Raw genomic sequence first — 23159 nt, forward strand, 5'->3', positions numbered from 1 at the left:
GTCGACGGTCCGGCCGGCGAGCCACGACCGGCTCGGGTGCGGGGCCGTCGGAGACGCCCGGCTTCGGACGCTACGGTGAGGCCATGCCCCAGCGCCTGCTCGCCCTCGACCTCGACGGGACGACCCTCAGCCACATGGGCGAGCTGTCGCCCCGTGTCCGCGAAGCCGTCCGGGCGCTGCCGGAGGAGGTGAGGGTCGTCGTGGCCACCGGACGCTCGATCCTCGCGACGACCCCGGTGCTCGAGGAGCTCGGGATCACCACCGGGTTCGCCGTCTGCGCCAACGGGGCCGTGACGCTCGAGCTCGACCCGGCCGCCGAGCAGGGCTACCGAATCGTCGACACGGTGACCTTCGACCCGCGGCCCGTGCTGGAGAAGATGCGGGTCGCCCTTCCCGACGCGCTCATCGCCGTCGAGGAGCTCGGCGTCGGGTTCAAGGTCAGCCGGTACTTCCCGGACGGTGAGCTCATGGGCGAGTCGCGCGTGGTGTCGTGGGACGAGCTCGTCGAGCACCCCGTGACCCGTGTGACGCTGCGTCAGCCCGAGGCCAGCGCCGAGGAGTTCATGGAGATGGTCGAGCGGGCCGGCCTGCACGGCGTGTCCTACGCCGTCGGCTGGTCCGCCTGGCTCGACATCAACCCCGAGGGCGTGTCCAAGGGGTCCGCGCTCGAGCTCGTCCGGCGCAGCCTCGGCATCGAGCCGATCCACACCATCGCCTGCGGCGACCAGCGCAACGACCTCGAGATGCTGCACTGGGCGGCCTGGGGCGTCGCCATGGGCAACGCTCCCGACCAGGTCAAGGCCGTCGCCGACGAGGTGGCCGGTCACGTCGACGAGGACGGCCTCGTGCCCGTGCTCGAGGCGGTGAGTGCCGCGGTCAGGGACGGCGTCCCGTTCCGCGACGGCGTGCCCTCCGGGGCCACTGCACGTCTCGAGCTGTGACGCGCTCGCGCGGCCGGCGAGGCACGACGAGAATTCTCCCGGGTCGTGTCGAGACCGTCGGCCGCCGTTCGACGCAAGGGTGAGAGCAGGCGCACCGCCTGCACCGACCGAAGGAGACACCGTGCGTTTCATGATCATCGTCCCGGCCAACGCGGACTCCGAGCAGGGCCGAACCGGCACCGTCCAGCAGTTCGCGGACATGCAGGCCTACAACGAGCAGATGCTCCGCGCCGGCGTCTTCGTCGCGGGTGAGGGCCTGCACCCCACGAGCCGCGGGGCCCGCGTCACGTGGGCCGACGGCGAGTGGTCGGTGACCGACGGCCCGTTCGCCGAGGCCAAGGAGCTCATCGCCGGGTTCACCATCATCGAGGTGTCCTCCCGCGAGGAGGCCCTCGAGTGGCTCAAGAAGTGGCCGGCGTCGTGCGCGCCCGACCCGGGCCTGCACCTCGAGCTGCGCCAGGTCTATGCGCCCGAGGACTTCGGCGAGGAGTTCACCGCCGAGATGCGCGAACGTGAGGAGCGCATGCGCGAGGAGGCCGCCCGCAACGCGGCCCGCGGCTGACCTGCGGTCCGGGTGGTCACCACGGGACGCGTCCCTGAGGGCATGATGCGCCGCGACCGCTACGTCACTGCTCAGTCAGAGTGAGCAGTGACGTAGCGGTGGTGGGTGTCCACCTGCCGGGTCGCGGGGCACCGGGCGGCCCCCGGAGTCGGTGCGGCGTGCGAGAGTGGCCCGGTGGCCGTGACGACCCAGCCCCACCCGGGCGAGCCGAGTCCTGACGAGGTGCGTCGCACCCTCGAGGCCGTGTGGCGCATGGAGGCCGCCAAGGTGACCGCCGTCGTGGCGCGCGTCGTCGGCGACATCGGCCTGGCCGAGGACCTCGCGCAGGACGCGTTCGTGCAGGCCCTCGAGCAGTGGCCACGTGACGGTGTGCCCGACAGGCCGGGGGCCTGGTTGACGCAGACCGCCCGCCGCCGGGCCGTCGACCGGATCCGCCGTGACGTCAACCTCGCCCGCAAGCTGCAGCAGGTCGGCCACGCCGAGGAGCTGCGGGTCGCCGACCTCGCCGAGGCCGACTTCGACGCCGCGCTCGAGGACATCGACGACGACGTCCTGGGCCTCATCTTCGCCGCCTGCCATCCCGCCCTCACCGCCCAGGCCCGGATCTCCCTGACGCTGCGGATGATCGGCGGCCTGACGACGCGCGAGATCGCGCGGGCGTTCCTCACCACCGAGACGACGATCGGCCAACGCATCTCGCGGGCGAAGCGAACCCTGAGCCAGGACGGCGTCACCGTCGCCGTGCCGTCCGGGTCCGAGCTGGAGCCCCGGCTCGCGTCCGTGCTCGAGGTCGTCTACCTCGTCTTCAACGAGGGGTACGCCGCGACGTCCGGGCGCGACTGGGTCCGCGGCGACCTCATGGAGGAGGCCATCCGTCTCGGGCGCGTCCTGGCCGCACTCGCGCCGCGTGAGGCCGAGGTCCACGGGCTGCTCGCCCTCATGGAGATCCAGGCCTCGCGCACCCGCGCGCGGATCGGCCCCGACGGCGAGCCGGTGCTGCTCCTCGACCAGGACCGCACCGCGTGGGACTGGGCCCTGATCCGCCACGCGCTCTCAGCCCTCGACCGGGCCCTCGCCCTCGCCGCCGCACCGGGCACCGACGGTGCCGCCCCCTCCGGACCGGGTCCCTACCTGCTCCAGGCGGCGATCGCCGCCTGCCACGCCCGGGCCCGCACGGCCGAGGAGACCGACTGGGCGCAGATCGTCGCTCTGTACGAGCAGCTCGCGGCGCTCCGTCCCTCGCCGGTCATCGACCTCAACCGCGCCGTCGCCCTGTCCTACGCCGCCGGTCCCGAGGCCGCCCTCGGCGTCGTCGACGAGCTGGTGGACGCCGGCGCGCTGGCCGACTACCACCTTCTCCCGAGCGTCCGGGGGGACCTCCTCCTGCGCCTGGGGCGGGGCGAGGAGGCCAGGGCCGAGTTCGCGCGCGCGGCCGACATGGCCCAGAACGAAGCCGAGCGCACGCTGCTTCGACGACGGGCCGCCGCGGAGGACTGACCCAAACCGTCACGGGCACCGGTGCATGAGGACTACCGTCGGAAGACCCTGCACCGACGACGACCGTCGACCGGGTCCGCCACGGAGGGAGGTCGCACGTGGCCCGCACAGAGGGCCGGGGCGCCACCCGGCACGCGACCGGCACGACGTCCGACGTCGAGCACTGGGAGTCCGGCCGATCCACGACACGAGCCGGCCGCGGGCCCTTCGACAACGCCTACGCGCGCGGCATCACCGAGGAGCTGCCGCGACCCGCCGTCCGCAGCCGCGCCCTGCCGCCGATGCCGTTCGTGCTGCACGGCGCGGTGGTCACGCCCGAGGGTGCCTGGTCCAGCGGCTACGTCACCGTGGCCGACGGCGTGGTGGCACGGGTCTCGAGGCGCAAGCCGGGCGACCTGCCGGTTCAGGAGACGGACGGCGTCATCCTGCCCGGCCTGCTCGACCTGCACGGCCACCCCGAGTTCAACGTCTTCGCCGCCTGGGAGCCCCCGAAGCTCTTCGCCAACCGGTACGCGTGGCGGCGATCGACGCCGTACCAGCAGCTCGTCCGTGACCCGCAGAACGTCCTGCTGACGCGCGTGCCGCCGGGGACGGAGACCCGGTACGCGGAGGTACGCGCGCTCGTCGGCGGCGTGACCGGCATCCAGGGCGCGTCCGGCGCGAGCACGGCGACCGCTGAGCCGCTCGTGCGCAACGTCGACCAGTGGGCGTTCGGCGCGCACCGTGCGCGGTCGATGATCGACCTGCCGTCGGGCTCCTTCGGGCTGCCGACCTTCCAGCGCGTCATGGAGCGGATCGCAGCGGGTGAGGTCACCGCGTTCTACCTGCACCTGTCCGAGGGGCGGCGTGGAGATGCCGTGAGCGCCAAGGAGTTCCGACACTTCCTCGACCTCGGCGGCGCCACCCGGGCGACGAACATCATCCATGGCAGTGCCCTCTCGGCGGACGACCTGCGCACGGTCGCGGCGGCCGGGTGCCGGCTCGTGTGGTCGCCCCAGTCGAACCTGCGCCTCTACGGCGAGACGACCCTGGCGGGTGAGGCGCTCGCGGCGGGCATGCCGGTGGCGCTCGGGGCCGACTGGTTGCCGTCGGGCTCGACGAGCCTGCTCGCCGAGATGAAGGTCGCGCGCCGGGAGCTGGCCCAGCAGGGACACCCGCTGGCCGCGGCGGACCTCGTCGCGATGGTGACGTCGGTGGCCGCCCGCGTCGCCGGGCTGGACGAGCACCTCGGCGCGCTGGCGCAGGGCCGGCCGGCCGACCTGGTCGTCCTCGAGCGCCACCACGCCGACCCGTACGAGAACGTCTGCCTCGCGGACCCGTCCTGGGTCGAGCTCGTCTGCATCGGGGGCGACGTCACCTACGCTCGCGCCGACTGGTTCGCCTCGCTCTCCGGCGCGGCCCAGGGAACGACGATCGAGGACCTCACCGCCTGGGGCAAACCGATGCGGCTCGACACCGGTTTCCAGGGCGGCGCCGACGTGCCACCGCTGTCGACGGTGCGTGGTCTGCTCACCGACGCCTACCCCGCGGTGGGGCCGATCTTCGCCTGACCCCACTCAGGCGACGAAGATGCAGAACGGGTGACCGGCGGGGTCTGCGAAGACGTAGAGGGGCTCGTCCTCGTCGTCGGACCGGTCGAGCAGGATCGTCGCGCCGAGCCCCACGGCCCGGTCGCGCTGACGGCCCAGGGCGGGCAGGTCGTCGACCGTCATGTCGAGGTGCGACATCTGGCGCTGGCGTGCCGGGTCGGGGCCGTCGGCGCTCCACACCGGTGGCTCGTACGCGGCGACCTGCTGGAAGGCGAGTCCCCGCCCGCTGCGGGCGGCGTCCGGCTCGGGCCGCAGCACGAGCCAGTCCTCGCCGTTCGGATCCGGCTGACCGGCCGGTGGCAGCTCGTCACCCGGGCGGTAGGCGTAACCGAGCAGCTGCCGGTAGAACTCGGCGAGGGCCCGCGCGTCCGGGCAGTCGAGGACGACCTGGCGGAGCATGGGGTAGTCGCTGACGTCGCGGTCCATCACCCGACCGTAGCCCGTGGCGGTGACGCCGACCTGCTGCAGCGGGTCCCGGGGCGCGGCGCGGACGCCGGTCGGAAAGGGTCCGAACACGATCCGAACACGGTCCGGACCATCGCCTGACCCCGGCCGGGCACCGTGGGTGCCATGACGAACGACATCCGCCGGACCACCGGCACGCTCCGAACCGTCCTGCAGCCGTCCGGCGCCGTCGCCGCCGCGGTGCTCCTCGCGGGCGGCCTCGCCCTGGGCGCCTGCTCCACGGGCGACGGCCCCGGTGCCGGCGGCACGGCTGTGGGCCTCGGTGCCGCGCAGGCACAGGCCTCCGGCGCCTCGGCCGACGCGACGACTGCCGACCTGGTCGAGGCCGACCTGGTCGACGCAGCCCTGGGAGCGCCTGCGCCGGCGACGTCCGCGACCGCCGCGGACGCGCCCTTCGGCCAGGGCGACCGGCGCGGGCTCAGGGCCCGGCTGTTGCGCGCCCTCCACGCCACGTGGGTCACCGAGGGCCGGACCGGGCCGGTCACGCACCAGGCCATCCGGGGCGAGGTCACCGCGGCATCGAGCACATCCGTGACCGTCAGGGCCCGGGACGGCGTCTCGTCGACCTTCACCGTCACCGGCGACACGAGGGTCCGGGCCCGCGCGAACGGCACAGGCCACGACTCGTCGATGGCCGCAGTCCGCGTCGGTGACAAGGCGTTCGTCGTGGGTACCGGTGCGACGCGCCCGACGGCCGGTGTCGTCGTCTTCCGCCACGCCAACGCGACCCCGTCGACCACACCTTCCCCGGGCACCACGAGCTGACCCCTGCCCCGCCGCGACGTCGCGGTCAGGAGGCCACGGGCTCGTCGCGCGACGCGTCCGGGGCGTCCTCCTCGGCCGGTGCGTCCGACGCGTTGCGGATGGCTGCATCGGCACGCCGCCTGGCCACGAGGCTCGTCAGGGTGACGACGGCGAGGATGCCGACGATGACGCCGAGCGAGGCGAGCGTCGGGATCTCGGGGACGCCGGGCCAAACGGTGTGCCCCCAGTGGAGCACGAGCTTGGCACCGATGAAGGCCAGGATGAGCGACAGGCCGTGCCCGAGGTGCACGAGCGAGGACAACGCGTTCTCGAGGACGAAGTAGAGCGCGCGCAGGCCGAGCAGCGCGAACGCGTTCGTCGCGAAGACGAGGTAGGGGTCGCCGGTGATGCCGTAGACGGCCGGGACCGAGTCGATGGCGAAGACGACGTCGGTGCCGAGGATCGCGACGGCCACGACGGCGAGCGGCGTCAGCCGGCGGCGCCCGCCGCGCCTGACCGACAGGTGCGTGCCGTCGTAGTCATCGGTGACCGGGTGGAAGCGGCGGACCAGCTTGACGCTGCGCAGGTTCGCGACGTCGATCTGGTGGTCGCCGTGCGACAGCGCGTCCCGGCCGACCTTGACGGCGGTGGCCAGCAGGATCGCGCCGAAGAGCAGGAAGGTCCACGAGAAGGTGGCGATCATCTGGGCGCCGACGGCGATGAAGACGCCCCGCAGCACGAGGGCGCCGGCCACCCCGATGAGCAGCACCCTCTGGCGCAGCTCGCGGGGCACGGCGAACGCCGACAGCAGGATGATGAAGACGAAGAGGTTGTCGACCGACAACGACTTCTCCACGAGGTAGCCGGTGTAGTACTCGAGGCCCTGCGGCGAGCCGTACCGGGACCAGAGCCACGCGCCGAAGGCCAGCGGGATCGCGACGTAGAACGCCGACCAGGCAACGGCCTCGCGCATGCTGGGGTCGTGCGGCCGTCGGGTGATGACGAAGTCGACCGCGAACAGGGCCACGATGCCGAGGATCGTGGCGGTCCACAGCGTCGGCGTCCCGATGGACAGGGTGGTGGTCGCGGTGCTGGACAGGGTGGTGGTCGCGGTGGCGGACACGGCGGTCGGCGGAGCAAGGGTGGTGAGCACGGTGGTCTCCTCAGAACGGACACGTGGCGGTTCGTCTGAGGTCTCCTCCACCGGCTGGCACCGGCTCCCGTCCGGGGCGGCTGGGCCGCCGTACTGACCGGAACGGGACGTGGAAGTACTCCCCTCGTGCACAAGGGTACGTGACGCGTCGACCGAAGCCCAAGACGCCGCCGCGCGTCACCCCGACGGCAGCGGCGGTCGCACCCGGTTCTCGGGAGGAGGCACCGGCGTCCCGTCCGGTCCCACAGCCGCGGGCAGCCGGAGCGTGAACCGGGCCCCGCCCTCGGCCGCGTGCCCGGCCTCGACGTGTCCGCCGAGCAGCTCGGAGAGGCGCCCGACGATGGCCAGGCCGAGGCCCGTGCCGACCGGCCGAAGGCCCCGGTAGCGCTCGTGCAGGACCGACGGCTCGAACGCGACGGCGAGGTCGTCGTCGGTGAGGCCGGGACCGCCGTCGCGCACCTCGACGACGTGGACGGCCCCGGGCCCCGGGTGGACGGCACCTGCGACGGTCCCCTCGGTACGCACCTCGACGACGATCGGCCGTCCCGACGGCGTGACGCGCAGGGCGTTCTCGAGGAGCCCGTCGACGAGCTGCCGCAGCCGCCCCGCGTCGGTGAGCACGGGCGCCGCCCGAACCCTCGTCACGAGTGCGAACGGGACCCCCACCGCGCCGCACCGTGCCGACCACACCGCCTCCACCTCATGGCCCACGACGACGAGGTCGGTGGGCCGGGGGTGCAGGCTCGGCGCCTGGGCACCGAGCCGCGCCAGGTCGAGCAGGTCGCCCACGAGACGCTCGAGGCGACGCGACTCCCGCAGCACGACACCACCCACCCACGCCGCGTCCTGCGGGGGCACGACCCCGCTCGCGAGCGACTCCGCGTACCCGGTGATCCCGGTGAGCGGCGTCCGCAGGTCGTGCGACACCGACAGGAGGAAGTCGCGCTGGCGTCCCTCCGAACGCGAGAGCGAGGCCGACAGCCTGTTGAGGGCGCTCGCCACCTCGGCGACCTCGTTCGGCCCCTCGACCGGGACCGTGACGTCGCGTCGACCGGCGGCCAGGGCGTGCGCGGCATCGGCGGTCCTGCGCAGCGGGCGCGCGAGCCGAGCGGCGAGGGCCGCACTGACGGCGACGGCGACGAGCGCGGCGATGGCGAGAGCCAGCAGGACGCGGCGGACCAGCCGGTCAGAGGCGGCCGTCGCGTCGGACCGGCGCTGGGCCAGCACGATGCCACCTGCGTCGGTCGGCCGTCCCTCCACGAGGACGGTCGTGCCGTCGAGCTCGTCCCGCCCCGACACCGGCCGCCCGGCGAGCAGCGCCTCGGTGCGGGCGGGCGTCAGCGCCGCACGGGCCAGACGGCTGGTCGAGACGACGGTCCCGCCCCGGCCGACGCTGGCCGACTCGACGCCGAGCGCCCCGAGGGTGCGGACCGCCCGGTTCTGCGCGACCCGCGCCACCTCACCGGTGTCGGCGCGGGCCGCCGCCGCGTCGGCGATCCGGCCGAGGGTGGCGCGCGCCGAGTCCTCGGCGGAGGAGCGCGCCAGCCCGACCGCGAGGAGCCCGGCGAGCACGGCGGTGAGGACCGCGATGCCGACGGCGAGCTGCGTGATGCGCCGCGACAGCGACGCGCCGTGCGAGGCGCTCACGGCGCTCGCTCGGCCGCGTAGCCGACGGACCGGACGGTGCGGATCGGGCTCGCCTCGCCGAGCTTCGCACGCACCTGCGCCACGTGGACGTCGACGGTCCGCCCACCCGCGGAGGAGCTGTAGCCCCACACCTCGCTGAGCAGCCGTTCCCGCGTGAAGACGACACCCGGGCGCCGCAGCAGATGTGCCAGGAGGTCGAACTCCGTTGCGGTCAGGGCGATCTGGCGGCCGTCGACGGTGACTTCGTGGCTCGTGAGGTCGACGCTGAGGGACCCGTGGCGCAGCACCTCCGGCGTGCCCGCGGTGCCGCGTGTCCGACGGAGGACACCGCCCAGGCGCGCGACGAGCTCGCGGGGGGAGAACGGCTTGGTCAGGTAGTCGTCGGCGCCCAGCTCGAGCCCCAGGACGCGGTCCACCTCGTCGTCGCGCGCCGTGACGAACAGCACCGGCGTCCAGTCGTTCTCGGCCCGCAGCCGCCGGCACACCTCGATGCCGTCCATCGTCGGCAGACCGATGTCGAGGACCACCGCCGAGGGACGCATCCGGCGGACGGCGGCCAGGGCCTGCCCACCGTCACCGACGACCTCGACCCCGTAGCCGGCGGCGCGCAGGTTGAGGCGCAGGAGGTCGGCGATGGTCGCCTCGTCCTCGACGACGAGCACGAGGCCACGCCGTGCCGGTGCGTCGCTGCTCGGGGGTTGGGCCGTGGGCACGCTCGCAGCGTAGAGCCCGCCGGACGCGCCGGCGTCACGCCGACGTCAGGATCGTGTCAGGACCGGTCCGTGGCGTGCGCGGCCGGGTCGGTCGGTCCGCCCGCGAGCGGTCCGGCCACGGCGTCCGCACCGGCGTCCGCACCAGTGTCCGCACCGCTGCCCGGACCGCTGTCCGGACCGCTGCCCGGACCGCTGTCCGGACCGCTGCCCGGACCGCTGCCCGGGCCCGGGGCTCGGCCACGACGCCGCAGGACGACCGCCGCGACGATGCCCCCGGCGAGGGCGAGGAGTCCGGCTGCCGCCCACCAGGACCCGGCCTCGGCCGCGATCCAGGCCTGGACGACCGCGAGACCCACGGTGGCGTAGAGCGTCGCCCACACCGCCGACCCGACCACCGCCGCCGGCACGTACCAGCGCAACGGCATCCGCATGACGCCGGCGGTCAGGTGCACCGCGGTCTGGACGCCGACCGTGAGGTAGGACAGCGTGACGGCCACGGGCCCCAGTCGTCGCAGCCACGCCTCGGCGCGCGAGGTCAGGTCGCCGTGCCTGCCGCGGTAGCGACGCCACCCGGAGACGGCCCCACGGCCGACCCAGTACGTGCCGTTCGAGCGGACCATCGCGCTCGCGAACAGTGCGAGGAACGCCTGCCAGAAGGGCAGGGCGGCGATGGCGTCGAGCATGGCGCCACTCTAGGTGTCCCGCCGGCGGCCCCGGTCCGGCTGTCGACCTCGGCGGCACGGCCTGCGCTTCGCGGCACGTGCCGCTCGGCCCCGGCCCGGCCCTGCCCCGAAGCGCGCACCGTGCCGCGAACCACCGCGGCGGTGGGATGCTTGGCCCTGCCATGTCGAACGCCAGCGCCCGCCCGAGTCACGACCTCGTCATCACCTCGCCCTCGAACCCGCGCCTCAAGTCCCTCCTCGGGCTGCGTCGGCGCCGGACCCGTGAGGAGACCGGCCGCACCCTCGTCGAGGGGTACGAGGAGATCGGGCTCGCGCTGTCGGCCGGGGTGCGACCCGCGTCGGTGTTCGTCTGCGAGGAGCTCTTCAGCCCCGCAGGGGTGGCCGGGTCCCAGCGCATCGGGGACCAGGCCGAGCTGCTCGACCGGCTCCGCGACGACCGCGTCGAGGTCGTGCGGCTGGGTCGGGCCGCGTTCGAGAAGGTGTCCTACCGCGAGGGGCCCGACGGGCTGCTCGCCGTCGTCGACGCCGTGGGTCGGCCGCTCGGCGACCTGCGCGTCGACGCCCCGGACCACCTGACGCTGCTGTCGCAGGGCGTCGAGAAGCCCGGCAACCTCGGCGCGATGCTGCGCACGGCCGACGCGGCCGGCGTGGACGCCGTCGTGGCGGCCGACCCCGTCACCGACTGGGGCAACCCGAACGTCGTCCGTGCGAGCAAGGGCACGGTGTTCGCGGTGCCGGTGGCGGCCGCCCCGACCGCCGAGGTCCTCGGCTGGCTGCGGGCCAACGACGTCCGGCTCGTCGTCACGACGCCCGAGACCGACCTGCTGCACACGGACGCCGACTACACCGGACGCGTCGCCGTGGCCGTGGGCAGCGAGAAGCACGGGGCCGACGCGGCCCTGCTCGCGGCCGCCGACGTGCGGGTGCGCATCCCGATGCACGGCCGGGCCAACAGCCTCAACGTGTCGGTGGCGGCCGCCGTGGTCCTCTACGAGGCCGTCCGCCAGCGCACGCGGTGACGTCCGGTCTGCGTACGTGTGTGGCGCGTGTGGCGGTCGTGTGACGCCCGGGTAACGGCTCGTCAGGGGCCCTACCGACCCGGACAGGGGGTGGTCAAGAGCACCCCTCGGCGTGTGTCACGATGTTCTGTATGCGAGTTGACCACGTCTCCTATGCGGCCGAGGCGGGTGGCCTCAAGGCCACGGCCGAGCGCCTGTCGAAGCTCATCGGTGTGACGCCCGTCGACGGCGGGGTCCACCCGCGGTTCGGCACCCGCAACATCATCTTCCCGCTGGCCAAGGACCACTACCTCGAGGTCGTCGAGGTGCTGGACCACCCGGCGTCCGACAAGGCGCCCTTCGGCCAGGCCGTCCGGGCCCGCTCCGAGGCCGGCGGCGGCTGGCTCGGCTGGGTCGTCGCGGTCGACGACATCACCGTCGTCGAGAAGCGCCTCGGCCGCGACTCCGTGGAGGGCAACCGGCACCGTCCCGACGGTACCGAGCTCAAGTGGCGCCAGCTCGGCATCAAGGGCCTGCTCGCCGACCCGCAGGTTCCCTACTTCATCGAGTGGGACGACATGACGGTGCACCCGTCCGCCGGTTCCGACACGGAGGTGTCCATCGACAACCTCCAGATCGCCGGCGACCCGCGGCGCGTCCGCGAGTGGCTCGGCCCGGAGGACACGTTCGACAAGGGCGGCATCGACTTCACGTTCGTGGCGCCGCACGGCACGCCGGGGCTGCTCTCCGTCACCTTCGACACGCCCCGCGGCAAGGTCACCATCTGACCCGACGCCTGACCCGACGGGTCGGCTCGCACCTCGAAGAGGCCACCTCCCGCATCGCGGCAGGTGGCCTCTCGACGTGAGAGGGTGCCCTGCTCCGAGGTCCTCCGAGGTCCTCCGAGGTCCTCCGAGGTCCTCCGGGGTTCTTCGGGGCCGGGTCGGGCCCGGGGGCGCAGCGGTCAGCGCGGGACGCGTCGCAGCCGCAGCGAGCTGACGACGACGAGCACCGAGGAGAGCGCCGTCGCCGCGCCGGCGACCATCGGGTCGAGCAGCCCGAACGCCGCGAGCGGGACCGCCACGACGTTGTACCCGAAGGCCCACGCCAGGTTCTGCCGGACGACGCGCAGCGTCGCCCGCGAGAGCGCGATCGCGTCGCCGGCGGCCGACAGGTCCGGGCGCGCGAGGACGATGTCCGCAGAGGCCGTCGCGACGTCCGTGCCGGTGCCCATGGCGATGCCGAGGTCGGACTGGGCCAGCGCGGCCGCGTCGTCGACGCCGTCCCCGACCATCGCGACGACCCTGCCCTCGCGCTGGAGCGCGGTGACGACCTCGTGCTTGTCCGCCGGGAGGACCTCGGCGCGCACGTGGGCGGGGTCGATGCCGACCTGCTCGGCGATGCTTCGTGCGTTCGCGGCGCTGTCGCCGGTGAGCAGGTACGGGGTGAGGCCCAGGGCCTGCAACCGGGCCACGGCCGCGGGGGACGTGTCGCGGACGGTGTCCTCCACCGTGAGGGCCGCCTGGGCCACGCCGTCCCAGCCGACGTAGACCGTCGTCCCGGCATGCGTCGCGGCGTGCTCGACGAGGGCCGGGTCGACCTGCTCGAACAGCACCGCCTTGCCGACGGTGACCTCGGTGTCCCTGATGCGCGCGGTGGCGCCCTCGCCGGGGTTGGCCTCGAAGTCGCGGATGCGGGGCAGGTCCAGCCTCGCCAGGCCGGCGCCGGCGACGATCGCCTGCGCGACGGGGTGCTCGCTGCCCTGCTCGACGGCGGCGGCCGCGACGAGGGCGGCCTTCTTCGACAGCCGCCCGCGCACGGCGATGCTGCGCAGCCGGAGCTCGCCGGTGGTCACGGTGCCGGTCTTGTCCAGGACGACGGTGTCGACGCGTCGGGTCGACTCGAGGACCTCGGGGCCCGTGACGAACGTGCCGAGCTGGGCACCGCGGCCGGTGCCGACGAGCAGGGCCGTCGGCGTCGCCAGGCCGAGCGCGCGGGGGCAGGCGATGAGGAGCACCGTCACCGCGACCCCGAGCGAGCGACCGACGTCGTGGCCGGTGAGCAGCCAGCCGACGAGCGTCGCCGCGGCGACCCCCAGCACGACGGGCACCAGGACGGCCGACACCCGGTCGGCGAGGCGCTGCCCACGCGTCCTGCCGGTCCGGGCGTCCTCGACGAGGCGGTGGATGCGGGCGAGCATCGTGTCGGCACCGACGCGTCGGGCCTCGACGACGATGCGCCCCGTCGTGCTGACCGAGCCGCCCGCCACCTCACTGCCGGGCCCCACGTCGTCAGGGGAGGATCCACCGGTGACGAGGCTCGCGTCGACGGCGCTCGACCCGTCGAGCACGACGCCGTCGGTGGCGATCGTCTCGCCGGGTCGGACGATGAGCTGGTCGCCGACGGCGAGCCGCGCGACGGGCACCCGGACCTCACTCGTCGTCCGGGTGGTCGGGTCGATGCGCAGCACCGACGCGTCGCGGGCGCCGGCGTGCAGCAGCGTCGTCAGCGCCTGCCGGCCGGGTTCCCGGGCGCGGGCCTCGAGGAGACGCCCGCCGAGCAGCACGGTCGTGACCACGGCCGAGGCGTCGGCGTACAGCGCCTGCCCACCGGCGAGGGCGGCGACGAGCGAGTAGCACCATGCGGTGAGGACGCCGAGCGACACGAGCGTGTCCGCCGTCGGAGCGAGGCGGCGCGCGTCGACTGCGGCGAGGCGGCGCGCGTCGACTGCGGCGAGGCGGCGCGCGTCGACTGCGGCGAGGCGGCGCGCGTCGACTGCGGCGAGGCGGTGGAAGGGCCAGGCGCACCACAGCACCACCGGCGCCGCCAGCACCAGCTGGAGCCATCGGCTCCACGTCGGTCCGGGAGCGAGCACCGCCAGCGCGAGCACCGGCGCCGTGAGGAGCACCGCGAGGACCAGCCGTGGACGGAGGACGGCACGTGTCGGCGAGCCGTCGAGGTGGCTCACGTCAGGCGCCCGAGCGTCGTCGTCGTGCCCGGCGGAGGAGGCCGTCGGCTGCCCGTCGAGCGCGCGGCCGGGCGTCCCGGGCTCGGGGGCTGCACCGCTCCTCGAGCGGCGGGCTGCCTCCGCGGCGCGCAGCTTCTCGAGCAGCGCGCCCGCGGCCGGACGCCGGTCGAGCGGGCGCGCGCCGTAGCCGGTCCGCTCGACCTCGGCGACGATGTCCGCGACGGTGAGCGGGAAGGAGTAGGTGACGAGCGCCTTCGCGGTGGCGAGGTCGACGGTGGCCGACTCGATGCCGTCGAGTCGGCTCAGCGTGCCCTCGATGCGGGCCGGGCACGAGGCGTGCGTCATCCCGCTGATCGCCAGCCGGACCTCGTCCGGTCGCTGCGGCCGCGGGGGCGACTGACGCTCGTCGGTGCTCATCGGCTCACCACGTCACCGCAGCGTGTACCCGGCCTCGACGACCGCGGCCTCGACGGCGGCCGGGTCGAGGGGTGCGTCGCTGGTGATGGTGACGGGGGAGTCGGAGCCGGCGTGCAGGTCGACGTCGACGCCGGTGACGCCGGGCACCTCCGACAGCTCCTCGGTGACGCTGGCGACGCAGTGGCCGCACGTCATCCCCGACACGGTGATGGTCGTGACGGTCTGGCTCATCGTGGTTCCTCCGATCGGTTCGGGTGGTTCGGGTGTTCCGTTGGTTCGGCGGGTTCGGCGGGTCCGGCGGTTCGGCGGGCCGGCGGTTCGGCTGCGCCCGAGGCGTGACGACGTCGGCCGCCTCACGCACCATCTCACCTGCGCCGGCCCCGGGCGGTGTTCCTCGCCGTCATGTCGCGGCATCGAGGTACGCGGCGACGAGGCGTCTGGGTGCGCGAGCGAGCCAGGCGTCGGTGACGACCTCTCGCAGCTCGGCCACCGTCAGGCGTCCGAGATCACGTTCGAGCAGGAGGACGGCGTTGTACCCGTTCCAGTGCGGCGTCGTGAACCACGGCGACGCCGGGTCGGAGACCATCGCCAGCTTGTCCTCGGCCGTGCAGTGGAAGGCGAGGACGTCGGTGTAGCGCTCGCCCGTCTCGGGGTCGGTGGCGTCCTTGCGCGGCCCGCGGGCGAAGACGAAGGTCCTGCCGCCGACGAGGTAGGCCGGTCGGTCACCGTCCGACGGCTCGCGGGTCACCTCGGGCAGGGCGAGCGCGATCTCGTCGATGTCGGCCAGCCTGGCCCTGCGGGAACGCGCCATGCCTCAGCACGGTAGCCCGCGCACCCGGACCCGCAACACACCGAGCAGTCGTCAACCCGTCACGGGTACTTCAGCTGCGGTTGGCAGCTGCTCGGTGTGTTGCGGGTCGGTGCGGGTGGGTGTCAGGCGAGGTAGTCGTCGACGAGGCGGGCTGCCAGCGCGGTGTAGGTCTGCGGGGTGAGGTCGAGGAACCGCGCCTCGACGTCGGCGGGCAGGCCGAGGCCGCGGACGAACTCGCGCACCTCGTCACCGCCGACGCGTCGTCCGCGGGTCAGCTCCTTGAGCCGCTCGTAGGGCTCCTCCATGCCGGGGACGCCCTGGGCGCCGAGTGCCCGCATCGCCGACTGGATCGGCTCGCCGAGCACCTCCCAGTTGGCCTCGAGGTCGGCGGCCATGCGCTCGGGCACGGCGTCGAGGCCGGCAAGCCCCCGGGACACGTTGTCGACGGCCAGCAGGCTGTGCCCGAAGGCCGTCCCGATGTTGCGCTGCATCGAGGAGTCGGTGAGGTCGCGCTGGAGGCGGCTCTGCACGAGGGTCCCGCCGAGCACGTCGAGCAGGGCGTTGGAGACCTCGAGGTTGGCCTCGGCGTTCTCGAACCGGATCGGGTTGACCTTGTGCGGCATCGTGCTCGACCCGACGGTGCCCTGGCCGCGCACCTGGGCGAAGTAGCCCATCGAGATGTAGGTCCACACGTCGGTGCACAGGTTGTGCAGGATGCGGTTGAAGCGGGCGACGTCGGCGTAGAGCTCGGCCTGCCAGTCGTGGCTCTCGATCTGGGTCGTCAGCGGGTTCCACGTCAGCCCCAGGCCCTCGACGAACGACTGCGACACGGCCGGCCAGTCGACGTCGGGCAGGGCCAGGGCGTGGGCGCCGAACGTGCCCGTGGCGCCGTTGAACTTGCCGAGGTACTCCTGGCCGCCGATACGGCGCAGCTGCCGGCCGAGGCGGTGGGCGAGGACGGCGAGCTCCTTGCCCATCGTCGTCGGGGTCGCCGGCTGGCCGTGCGTGTGGGCGAGCAGCGGGACGTCCTTGAGCTCGCGCGCCATCGCGGCCACCTGCTCGACGAGCGCCCGCGCCCGTGGCAGCCACACCTGCTCGACGGCGCCCTTGACCATGAGCGCGTAGGACAGGTTGTTGATGTCCTCGCTCGTGCAGCCGAAGTGGACCAGCTCGGCGAGCCCCCGGTCCTCGGCGGCCGGCGCGATGTCGGCGAGGCGGCGCTTGAGGAAGTACTCGACGGCCTTGACGTCGTGGACGGTGACCCGCTCGATCTCGGCGAGCTCGGCCACCTCGTCGGGACCGAAGTCCTCGACGACCGAGCGAAGCCGACGGGTCTCGTCGTCGCTCAGCTTGCGCACGCCGGGCACGACTCCGTGGCTCGTCTGGTGGATCAGCCACTCGACCTCGACCCGGACCCGCTCGCGGTTGAGCGCGGCCTCGGACAGGTGGTCGACGAGCGGTGCCACCGCGCCGCGGTAGCGGCCGTCGAGCGCGCCGAGGGCGATGGGCGGGGTCGCGTCAGCGAGGGAAGCCATGGCCCCCATCCTCCCAGAGCGGGAACCGTGCCCCGACCGCCGTCTCAGCCGATCCCGGCCTCGGCCGGGCGACATGCCAGCCGGGCGAGCGCGTCAGCCGGGCGACGCGTCGGGGGCGGACGCGTCGGGGGCGGACGCGTCGGGGGCGGACGCGTCGGGGGCGGACGCGTCGGTGCGCGGGGACGGCTCGGGCAGCTGCATGACCGAGAAGGTCTCGTCCTGCGCCCCGGCGACGACGGCCATCCGGCCGTACGGGCTGTCGAACGCCGGCTGCACGACGCTGCCCCCGAGGCTCGTGACCCGGGCGGCAGCGGCGTCGCAGTCCGCGACGGCGAAGTAGACCATCCAGTGCGAGGACACCTCGGCGGGCGCCTCTGCCGGGATGGCGCCGATGCCGGCGACCGGCTGACCACTCTCCTCGATCGTGGCCACGGAGTAGCTGAACCCGCCCTCGCCGATCTCCTCGAGGCGGTAGCCGAGGACGTGACTGTAGAAGGCCCGGCTGGCGGAGTAGTCGCGACTCATCGACTCGGCCCAGCACAGGGATCCAGGCTCGCCGACGAGGTCGGCGCCGGTGTGCGTGCGCGCCTGCCACAGCCCGTACGCGGCACCGGCCGGGTCGGCGCCGACGGCGATCCGGCCGACGTCGAGCACGTCGACCGGTCCGAGGAAGAAGATGCCCCCGGCCGCGAGCGCGAAGCTCAGCCGTGGCGTCGACGTCGTCGGTCGCGAGGTAGACCGTCCACACGTCCCGCTGGCCGGGGTCCTGCGGGTCGCGCGCCATGAGACCGGCCACGACGTGGTCGTCCTTGCGCGCCATGACGTACCCGCCGGCCTCGGGCGGGAGGTCCTCGAACGTCCACCCGAACAGCGCGCCGTAGAAGTCGCGGGCACGGGCCACGTCACCGACCAGGACGTCGGCCCAGCACGGCGTTCCGGGGGCGAAGCTGTCCTCGTGGACGGGCACGGTCTTCCTCCTGCAGGTCGGTGGTCGATGGGGCGTCAGTCGAGGTCGGGCACGAGGAGGGAGAAGACCTCTCCCTCGGGACCCGCCAGCACCGCCCCGAGGCCGTAGGGCCCGTCGAACGGTCCCTGCACCAGCGTCGCACCCAGCTCGACGGCGCGCGCGGCGGAGGACTCGACGTCGTGCGTCGCGAACGAGGCCACCCAGTGCGGCGGGATCTCGGCGGGCCACTCGGCGTCGATCTCGGCCAGCCCGTAGGCCGGGTTGCCGTCACCGGTGTGCGCGGTCGACCACCGGGGCCCGCCCGGCTCCGTCTCGTCGGTGAACTCGTGGCCGAAGACGCCGAGGTGGAACCCCTGGACCCGGTCGTAGTCGCGGGTCAGCAGCTCGTTCCACGTCAGGGACCCGGGCTCGTCGAGCAGGCCGGACCCCGGCAGCTCGCCCGGCTCCCAGACGCCGAAGTACGCGCCGCCGGGATCCACGGCCACGAGGGTGCGGGACAGCGCGCCGAGGGGCACCGGCCGGCCGAGGACGCGTCCGCCGTGGGCCTGGACCGCCGTGGCGGCCACGTCGATGTCCCCCACACGCAGGTACGTCGTCCACTGGCTCGGCACGCGCGCGTTCGCCGGCTTGCGGCTCAGGCCCGCGACGGGCTGCCCGCCGAGGAGCGCCATCGTGTAGCCACCGGTGGCGGGGTCGCCGCTCAGCCACGTCCAGCCGAAGAGGTCGGCGTAGAACTGCTTGGCGCGGGGCACGTCGGTCGTGAGCAGGTCGACCCAGCAGGGCGACCCGTACGGGTAGTCGGGCACGGTCGGGCTCAGGTCTCGTGTCGGTCAGGTGAGGGGATGGGCGTGCTGGCTCGCCAGCGTGGCCCTGACATGGTCGAGGATGCCATGGCAGGCGGCCTCGACCTCGGCGAAGCACCGGGCGAAGTGCTCGTCGCCGCCGTACCAGGGGTCGCTCGTCTCCAGCGTGCCGGCCTCGACGGCGGTGGGGTCGAACTCGCGGACCAGCCGGATCTTGCGGCGGTTGGCGGATGTCCCGGCCAGCCGCTGGAGGGTGCGCACGTGCCCCTCGTCGGAGGCGAGCACGAGGTCCAGGTCGTCGAACTCCCCGGGGTCGAACTCGCGGGCCCGGTGGTGCGAGCCGTCGTAGCCGTGCTGGGCGAGGACGGCGACGGTGCGCGGGTCGGCGTTCTCCCCGACGTGCCAGTCACCCATGCCGCTCGAGCTGACCCGGACGTCGTCGGCCAGCCCCGCCTCCTCGACGAGGGACTGGAGGATGACGTGCCCCATCGGCGACCTGCAGATGTTGCCACTGCACACGAAGGTGACGTGGAGGGGGCGCGCGAGCATGCTGCCCATTGAACACCGCAGACTCGCGCCCGGTGCCCGAAGTGCGCAGATTGGCCCGCTTGTTCCGGAGGGCGGCTCGTGAGGGGCGCCGGGCCGGTTCGCGCGCTCCTGTGGCGGCCGCGCGGGCTGCGTCGAGGCACTCACCGACCCGTGCGCGGCCGATGCCCGGCCCCCCAGCCGACCTCACGCGCCGCGGCCGGATTCCCGCCGCGCCTCCACGACGTTTCGCGCGCTTCTGACGTGGGCGCGCAACATATCGCGCGCGCGGACACCGGATGGCGCGCCCCTGTCCTTGCTCCACGCCACGGTTCGCGCGCTTCGGACAGAAGCGCGCGAAACATCTCCGGGGGTGGGGGTCGGGACGGTCTCCGGTGGCGCGTGCGGCGTGCTGTCGGTGGTCGGTGCCACGGTGTGGCCATGACGACGACCCGCCCCGCAGCCCAGGCTCCCGAGGACCTCGAGGCCCTTCTCGCCGCCGCCGTCGCCAGCGCCGACCTGGACGCGGTGGCCGCCCTTCACGCGCCCGACGCGGTCGTGAGCCTGCCGGGTGGGCGGGAGGCGGCGGGCCGCGACGCGGTACGCGCGGCGTACGCTGCGGCGCTCGATGCGGGGGCGCTCGTCGACACCGCGCTCGGTGCGGCCTCGACCCGCGCAGTCGTGTCCGGCGCGCTCGCGATGACGACCTCGACCTGGTCCGACGGCACGGTCCGCACGCAGGTGGCGCGCCGGGAGCCGGACGGCACGTGGGTGTGGACGCGGGACGGCTCCCGGCTGCGCGACATCGCCGCGTGCCTTCCGGTCGCCGGCACCGACACGTCGGTGGCGTAGCGTCGGGCGGGTGAGGGCAGGACCGGGGGAGCGCGGCACCGACGAGCACGAGGACCGTCGCACGACCGACACGACCAGGAGCACCCCCACCCACGCGAACGCCGGCGGCGACGCCGCGGATGGCGACAGGGCAGGCATCGGGCTGATCAGCGGGCCGGACAGCGGGCCGGGCAGCGGGCCGGGCAGCGGGCCGGGCAGCGGCGCCGACCCCGGGGCAGGCCTGCCCGCGAGCCAGGACGTCGACCCCTCGGGCAGCCTTGGGCCACAGCATCGGTCGCACCTCGTCGACCTGACACCGCTGCGTGTCAGCCCGGCGTTCGCGCGCCTCTGGTTCGGCAACGCCCTCGCCGGCATCGGCACGTTCGTCACGAGCACCGCCGTCGGCCTGCACATCTACGACCTGACGCAGTCGACCTTCATGGTCTCGCTCGTCGCCTGGTTCTCTCTCGTCCCGATGGTCGTCGCGGGGCTCTACGGCGGGGCGGTCGCCGACCGGTTCGACCGGCGCACCGTGGCGATCACGGCATCGACCGTGGCCTGGGTGTCGACGGTCACGCTCGCGTCGGTGGCCTGGCTGCACCTCACCCACGTCTGGGTCTTCTACGTCATCACCACCGTCAACGCCGTGGCCGCGACGATCGCGTCGGCCACGCGCCAGGCGATCACGCCGCGACTGCTGCCGAGAGAGATGCTGCCGAAGGCCGCCGCGCTCATGGGCATCTCGGCCGGTGTCATGGTGACGGTCGGGCCGGGCCTCGCGGGCGTTCTCGTCGCACGGGCCGGCTACGCCTGGACCTACACCGTCGACGTCGTCCTCTTCCTCGCCGGGTTCTTCGGCCTGTGGACGCTGCCGCGGATCCGGCCCGAGGGTGACCGGCCGGTCGTCGGCGGCATCGGGTCGGTCCTCGAGGGACTCGCGCACCTGCGCCGGGCGCCGAACGTCCGCATGAGCTTCGTCGTCGACATCATCGCCATGACGTTCGGCCAGCCGATGGTGCTCTTCCCGGCCGTCGGTGCCGTCGTCATCGGTGGTGGCTCCGTGACCGCCGGCCTGCTGCTCGCGTCCTTCGCCGTGGGCGGCATCGTGTCTAGCCTCGGCTCGGGACGGGTCACCGGCCTGCGCTGGCAGGGCGTGGCGATCCGCAACGCCATCGTCGTCTACGGACTCGCGGTGCTGGGCCTCGGCCTGGTGCTCGCGACGACGACGCTCGGTGGGCACGCGGTGGCCTCGCGCGACTTCGGCGACGTCGACCGGCTCGCCCTGACGCTCGCGATGCTGTGCCTCGCGGTCGCCGGTGGTGCCGACAACGTCAGCGCGATCTTCCGGCAGTCGATCCTGCAGTCCGCCGTGCCGGACCACCTGCGCGGCAGAACCCAGGGCGTCTTCACCGTCGTCGTCACCGGCGGGCCGCGCCTCGGGCAGATGTTCGCGGGCACGCTCGCGACGCTGACGGCCACGTGGGTGCCGCCCGTCGTCGGCGGGGTCCTCGTCGTCGCCCTCGTCGTCCTCGCCGTGGCGCGGGTCCGCTCGTTCCGCGAGTACGACGCGCTCGACCCACGCCCCTGACCGACGCGCGCCCCGGAGCGATACGACGTCGGCCCAGACGTGCGCCGTCTCCGCAGGAGTGCGCCCTTGCCCAGGGGTGCGCCGTGCACGGCGCATCCCTGGGCAAGGCGCGCACTCCCGGGGTCGACGCGCACTCCTGGGACGGACCGCGTCGGCCCGTCGCTTGTACCGGGTCAGCCGAGGAGCTCGTCGAGGCGGGCTCCGACCCGAGCCACGAGGTGCGGTGCGTCCGGCGCCGTCACGGGGTCGGCGACGACGGTGACGCCGAGGCGGCCGGCGTACGAGAGCACGTCGAAGGTCGCCGTCGTGTTGCCCGGGGTGACCGCCACCGGGATGATGCGGCTCACCTCGCAGCCGCCGAGCCGGACGCTCTGCGCGGGCCCCCGGACGTTGGTGACGAACGTGGTGACGAGCCGCTGGCGCTCGATGAACCACCGGAAGAGGCCGACTCGCGCGAGGAACCTGAACACCAGTCCGAGCGGAGCCGCCGACGCAGCTCGCGGCCGGTTGCGCTGAGCGAGGGACTGGGCGTGCACCCGTTCGAGGCGCGCTCGCGCGTCGGCTCCCGTGCCGGGCACCCGGAACGGCACGACGCCGCTCGCGTTGCCGAGGTCGCGGGCGGTGGTGCTCGGGCGCGCGGAGTACGGGACCGAGACGACGATCTCGTCAGCGCCTTCGCCGCGCCCCTCCAGCACGTCGACCAGAGCTCCCGCCACGGCGACCAGGACGAGGTCGTTCACGGTGGCCCCGAGACGGTGGGCCGCCGACAGCACCAGGTCGAGTGGACGGTCCACGACGCCGATCCGACGCGTCGGACCGGTCGGCCGGTTGAGCGAGGTCCGCGCGACGAGCCGCGGAGGCCGGGCGCCGACGCCGAGGTCGCGCAGCCCCGACGCCGTGACGCGGATGCGCCGTGCCAGCCTGCCGACGAGCCCACGCATCGCGGTCCGACGCATCCGCGAAGCGGCCGTCAGGTCGTGCCGGGACGGCCACGGTGCGCGCTGGCCCGCACCGGTCTCGCTTCCCGTGCCACCCCCCGCGGCGCCCGTCGGGACGCTCGTCGGGACGCTCGTCGAGGCACTGGGCAAGGGGTTCGTCGACGCGCTCGCCGGTGTCGCGGCCGTCGACGGTGTCGCGACGGCCGGGTCGGCGAGGGACTGAAGGACCGCCACCCCTCCGATCCCGTCGGCGAGGACGTGGTGCGCGACGATGACGAGGGCATTGCGGCCCGGTCCGACGCCGGTCACCCAGTGTGCGGCCCACAGCGGGCGGTCCCGCGGCAGCGGACGGCAGACGACGTCGGCGGCGAGCTCGAGCAGCCCCGCGAACCCGTCGACCGCATGCACCTCCAGGTGGCGCCGCACGTCGAACTGCTCGTCGTCGCTCCAGTACGGGCGTGCGAGCCCGGCCGCGTCGCCGTGCAACCGCTGGCGCAGTCGCGGCACCCCCGCGACACGTTCGTCCAGAAGCCGTGCGACCGTAGCCGCGTCGACACCAGGGCCGCCACCGGTCGGCGGGTCGAGGACGAGCGCCGCGGCGATGTGCATCGGGACAGGGCCACGGTCGGTGACGAGCGTCGTGAGGTCGTTCGCGCTCAGCCGGTCCACGCGGACCGCGGCGCGGTCACCGCGTCGATGACGACGACCCACCCCTCCACGGTAGGCACGAGGGCGGCGTCGGGACGTGGGATCGCCGCCGGCGTGAGGCAGCAGACACGGTGTG

22 protein-coding genes and 1 pseudogene are annotated in these 23159 nt (G+C 74.1%); 9 read left to right on the forward strand and 14 right to left on the reverse strand.

The window, feature by feature from the left end:
• Positions 1-83: 83 nt before the first annotated feature.
• From AC1VM9_RS09915 to AC1VM9_RS09930, 4 genes are all read left to right on the forward strand, one after another.
• Positions 84-941, forward strand: coding sequence for an HAD family hydrolase (locus AC1VM9_RS09915; RefSeq protein WP_481344758.1), 858 nt, complete (start codon positions 84-86; stop codon positions 939-941).
• Positions 942-1071: 130 nt separating this feature from the next.
• Positions 1072-1503, forward strand: coding sequence for a YciI family protein (locus tag AC1VM9_RS09920; RefSeq protein ID WP_481341406.1), 432 nt, complete (start codon positions 1072-1074; stop codon positions 1501-1503).
• Between the two features lie 252 nt (positions 1504-1755).
• Complete coding sequence (locus AC1VM9_RS09925; RefSeq protein ID WP_483123990.1) at positions 1756-3000, forward strand: RNA polymerase sigma factor; 1245 nt, start codon at positions 1756-1758, stop codon at positions 2998-3000.
• A gap of 98 nt (positions 3001-3098) precedes the next feature.
• The gene (locus tag AC1VM9_RS09930; RefSeq protein WP_483122487.1) at positions 3099-4550 is read left to right on the forward strand and encodes an amidohydrolase family protein; all 1452 of its coding nucleotides are present in this window, start codon (positions 3099-3101) and stop codon (positions 4548-4550) included.
• 6 nt (positions 4551-4556) lie between these two features.
• Here the strand turns inward: AC1VM9_RS09930 and AC1VM9_RS09935 are convergent, their stop codons facing one another.
• The gene (locus AC1VM9_RS09935) at positions 4557-5105 is read right to left on the reverse strand and encodes a VOC family protein (RefSeq protein ID WP_483122489.1); all 549 of its coding nucleotides are present in this window, start codon (positions 5103-5105) and stop codon (positions 4557-4559) included.
• A 54-nt stretch (positions 5106-5159) separates the two neighbouring features.
• On the opposite strand from AC1VM9_RS09935, the gene AC1VM9_RS09940 reads away from it, so the two are divergent.
• On the forward strand, positions 5160-5819 hold the full coding sequence (locus AC1VM9_RS09940; RefSeq protein WP_483122490.1) for a hypothetical protein: 660 nt from the start codon (positions 5160-5162) through the stop codon (positions 5817-5819).
• A 25-nt stretch (positions 5820-5844) separates the two neighbouring features.
• Here the strand turns inward: AC1VM9_RS09940 and AC1VM9_RS09945 are convergent, their stop codons facing one another.
• From AC1VM9_RS09945 to AC1VM9_RS09960, 4 genes are all read right to left on the reverse strand, one after another.
• Positions 5845-6951: a TerC family protein gene (locus tag AC1VM9_RS09945; RefSeq protein WP_483122491.1), complete on the reverse strand. Its 1107-nt coding sequence runs from the start codon at positions 6949-6951 to the stop codon at positions 5845-5847.
• Between the two features lie 177 nt (positions 6952-7128).
• Entirely contained in the window at positions 7129-8598 is a 1470-nt protein-coding gene (locus AC1VM9_RS09950) for a sensor histidine kinase (protein ID WP_483122492.1), read from the reverse strand.
• Complete coding sequence (locus tag AC1VM9_RS09955; protein WP_483122494.1) at positions 8595-9311, reverse strand: response regulator transcription factor; 717 nt, start codon at positions 9309-9311, stop codon at positions 8595-8597. Before AC1VM9_RS09955 ends, AC1VM9_RS09950 begins: the two co-directional genes overlap by 4 nt.
• Before the next feature lie 56 nt (positions 9312-9367).
• Positions 9368-9994, reverse strand: a complete 627-nt coding sequence (locus AC1VM9_RS09960; RefSeq protein ID WP_483122495.1) for a DedA family protein — start codon at positions 9992-9994, stop codon at positions 9368-9370.
• A 161-nt stretch (positions 9995-10155) separates the two neighbouring features.
• On the opposite strand from AC1VM9_RS09960, the gene AC1VM9_RS09965 reads away from it, so the two are divergent.
• Together AC1VM9_RS09965 and AC1VM9_RS09970 are read left to right on the forward strand one after the other, a co-directional pair.
• Positions 10156-11013, forward strand: coding sequence for a TrmH family RNA methyltransferase (locus AC1VM9_RS09965; protein ID WP_483122496.1), 858 nt, complete (start codon positions 10156-10158; stop codon positions 11011-11013).
• A 131-nt stretch (positions 11014-11144) separates the two neighbouring features.
• The gene (locus tag AC1VM9_RS09970; protein ID WP_481341391.1) at positions 11145-11780 is read left to right on the forward strand and encodes a VOC family protein; all 636 of its coding nucleotides are present in this window, start codon (positions 11145-11147) and stop codon (positions 11778-11780) included.
• A gap of 176 nt (positions 11781-11956) precedes the next feature.
• On the opposite strand, the gene AC1VM9_RS09975 is transcribed toward AC1VM9_RS09970, so the two are convergent.
• The 8 genes and pseudogenes from AC1VM9_RS09975 to AC1VM9_RS10010 form a co-directional block, all read right to left on the reverse strand.
• The gene (locus tag AC1VM9_RS09975) at positions 11957-14377 is read right to left on the reverse strand and encodes a heavy metal translocating P-type ATPase (protein WP_483122498.1); all 2421 of its coding nucleotides are present in this window, start codon (positions 14375-14377) and stop codon (positions 11957-11959) included.
• 12 nt (positions 14378-14389) lie between these two features.
• A complete protein-coding gene (locus tag AC1VM9_RS09980) occupies positions 14390-14608 on the reverse strand; it encodes a heavy-metal-associated domain-containing protein (protein ID WP_481341393.1) in 219 nt (72 codons plus the stop codon).
• Positions 14609-14777: 169 nt separating this feature from the next.
• On the reverse strand, positions 14778-15188 hold the full coding sequence (locus AC1VM9_RS09985; protein WP_481341394.1) for an MmcQ/YjbR family DNA-binding protein: 411 nt from the start codon (positions 15186-15188) through the stop codon (positions 14778-14780).
• Positions 15189-15310: 122 nt separating this feature from the next.
• Positions 15311-16723, reverse strand: a complete 1413-nt coding sequence (gene purB, locus AC1VM9_RS09990; protein WP_483122500.1) for an adenylosuccinate lyase — start codon at positions 16721-16723, stop codon at positions 15311-15313.
• Positions 16724-16816: 93 nt separating this feature from the next.
• Positions 16817-17377, reverse strand: a complete 561-nt coding sequence (locus tag AC1VM9_RS09995) for a VOC family protein (RefSeq protein WP_483122501.1) — start codon at positions 17375-17377, stop codon at positions 16817-16819.
• 58 nt (positions 17378-17435) lie between these two features.
• Positions 17436-17690: pseudogene (locus AC1VM9_RS10000) on the reverse strand (VOC family protein); the annotation flags it as partial.
• Positions 17691-17725: 35 nt separating this feature from the next.
• Positions 17726-18496, reverse strand: coding sequence for a VOC family protein (locus tag AC1VM9_RS10005; RefSeq protein ID WP_481341397.1), 771 nt, complete (start codon positions 18494-18496; stop codon positions 17726-17728).
• 24 nt (positions 18497-18520) lie between these two features.
• Positions 18521-19042, reverse strand: coding sequence for a low molecular weight protein-tyrosine-phosphatase (locus AC1VM9_RS10010; protein ID WP_483122503.1), 522 nt, complete (start codon positions 19040-19042; stop codon positions 18521-18523).
• 417 nt (positions 19043-19459) lie between these two features.
• Between AC1VM9_RS10010 and AC1VM9_RS10015 the strand changes: the two genes are divergently transcribed.
• Complete coding sequence (locus AC1VM9_RS10015; protein WP_483122504.1) at positions 19460-19870, forward strand: nuclear transport factor 2 family protein; 411 nt, start codon at positions 19460-19462, stop codon at positions 19868-19870.
• A gap of 220 nt (positions 19871-20090) precedes the next feature.
• Positions 20091-21437: an MFS transporter gene (locus AC1VM9_RS10020; protein WP_483123991.1), complete on the forward strand. Its 1347-nt coding sequence runs from the start codon at positions 20091-20093 to the stop codon at positions 21435-21437.
• Positions 21438-21610: 173 nt separating this feature from the next.
• Here AC1VM9_RS10020 and AC1VM9_RS10025 read toward each other — a convergent pair whose 3' ends face one another.
• The gene (locus AC1VM9_RS10025) at positions 21611-23086 is read right to left on the reverse strand and encodes a wax ester/triacylglycerol synthase domain-containing protein (RefSeq protein WP_483122505.1); all 1476 of its coding nucleotides are present in this window, start codon (positions 23084-23086) and stop codon (positions 21611-21613) included.
• Between the last annotated feature and the right edge of the window lie 73 nt (positions 23087-23159).

The organism is Monashia sp. HAY1-11D (genome assembly GCF_056868035.1).

Coding starts and splice junctions, on each gene's coding strand:
- AC1VM9_RS09915 (WP_481344758.1), top strand. CDS start 84: ATGCCCCAGCGCCTGCTCGCCCTCGACCTCGACGGGACGACCCTCAGC.
- AC1VM9_RS09920 (WP_481341406.1), top strand. CDS start 1,072: ATGATCATCGTCCCGGCCAACGCGGACTCCGAGCAGGGCCGAACCGGC.
- AC1VM9_RS09925 (WP_483123990.1), top strand. CDS start 1,756: ATGGAGGCCGCCAAGGTGACCGCCGTCGTGGCGCGCGTCGTCGGCGAC.
- AC1VM9_RS09940 (WP_483122490.1), top strand. CDS start 5,160: ATGACGAACGACATCCGCCGGACCACCGGCACGCTCCGAACCGTCCTG.
- AC1VM9_RS09960 (WP_483122495.1), bottom strand. CDS start 9,994: ATGCTCGACGCCATCGCCGCCCTGCCCTTCTGGCAGGCGTTCCTCGCA.
- AC1VM9_RS09965 (WP_483122496.1), top strand. CDS start 10,156: ATGTCGAACGCCAGCGCCCGCCCGAGTCACGACCTCGTCATCACCTCG.
- AC1VM9_RS09970 (WP_481341391.1), top strand. CDS start 11,145: ATGCGAGTTGACCACGTCTCCTATGCGGCCGAGGCGGGTGGCCTCAAG.
- AC1VM9_RS09975 (WP_483122498.1), bottom strand. CDS start 14,377: ATGAGCACCGACGAGCGTCAGTCGCCCCCGCGGCCGCAGCGACCGGAC.
- AC1VM9_RS09980 (WP_481341393.1), bottom strand. CDS start 14,608: ATGAGCCAGACCGTCACGACCATCACCGTGTCGGGGATGACGTGCGGC.
- AC1VM9_RS09985 (WP_481341394.1), bottom strand. CDS start 15,188: ATGGCGCGTTCCCGCAGGGCCAGGCTGGCCGACATCGACGAGATCGCG.
- purB (WP_483122500.1), bottom strand. CDS start 16,723: ATGGCTTCCCTCGCTGACGCGACCCCGCCCATCGCCCTCGGCGCGCTC.
- AC1VM9_RS10010 (WP_483122503.1), bottom strand. CDS start 19,042: ATGCTCGCGCGCCCCCTCCACGTCACCTTCGTGTGCAGTGGCAACATC.
- AC1VM9_RS10015 (WP_483122504.1), top strand. CDS start 19,460: ATGACGACGACCCGCCCCGCAGCCCAGGCTCCCGAGGACCTCGAGGCC.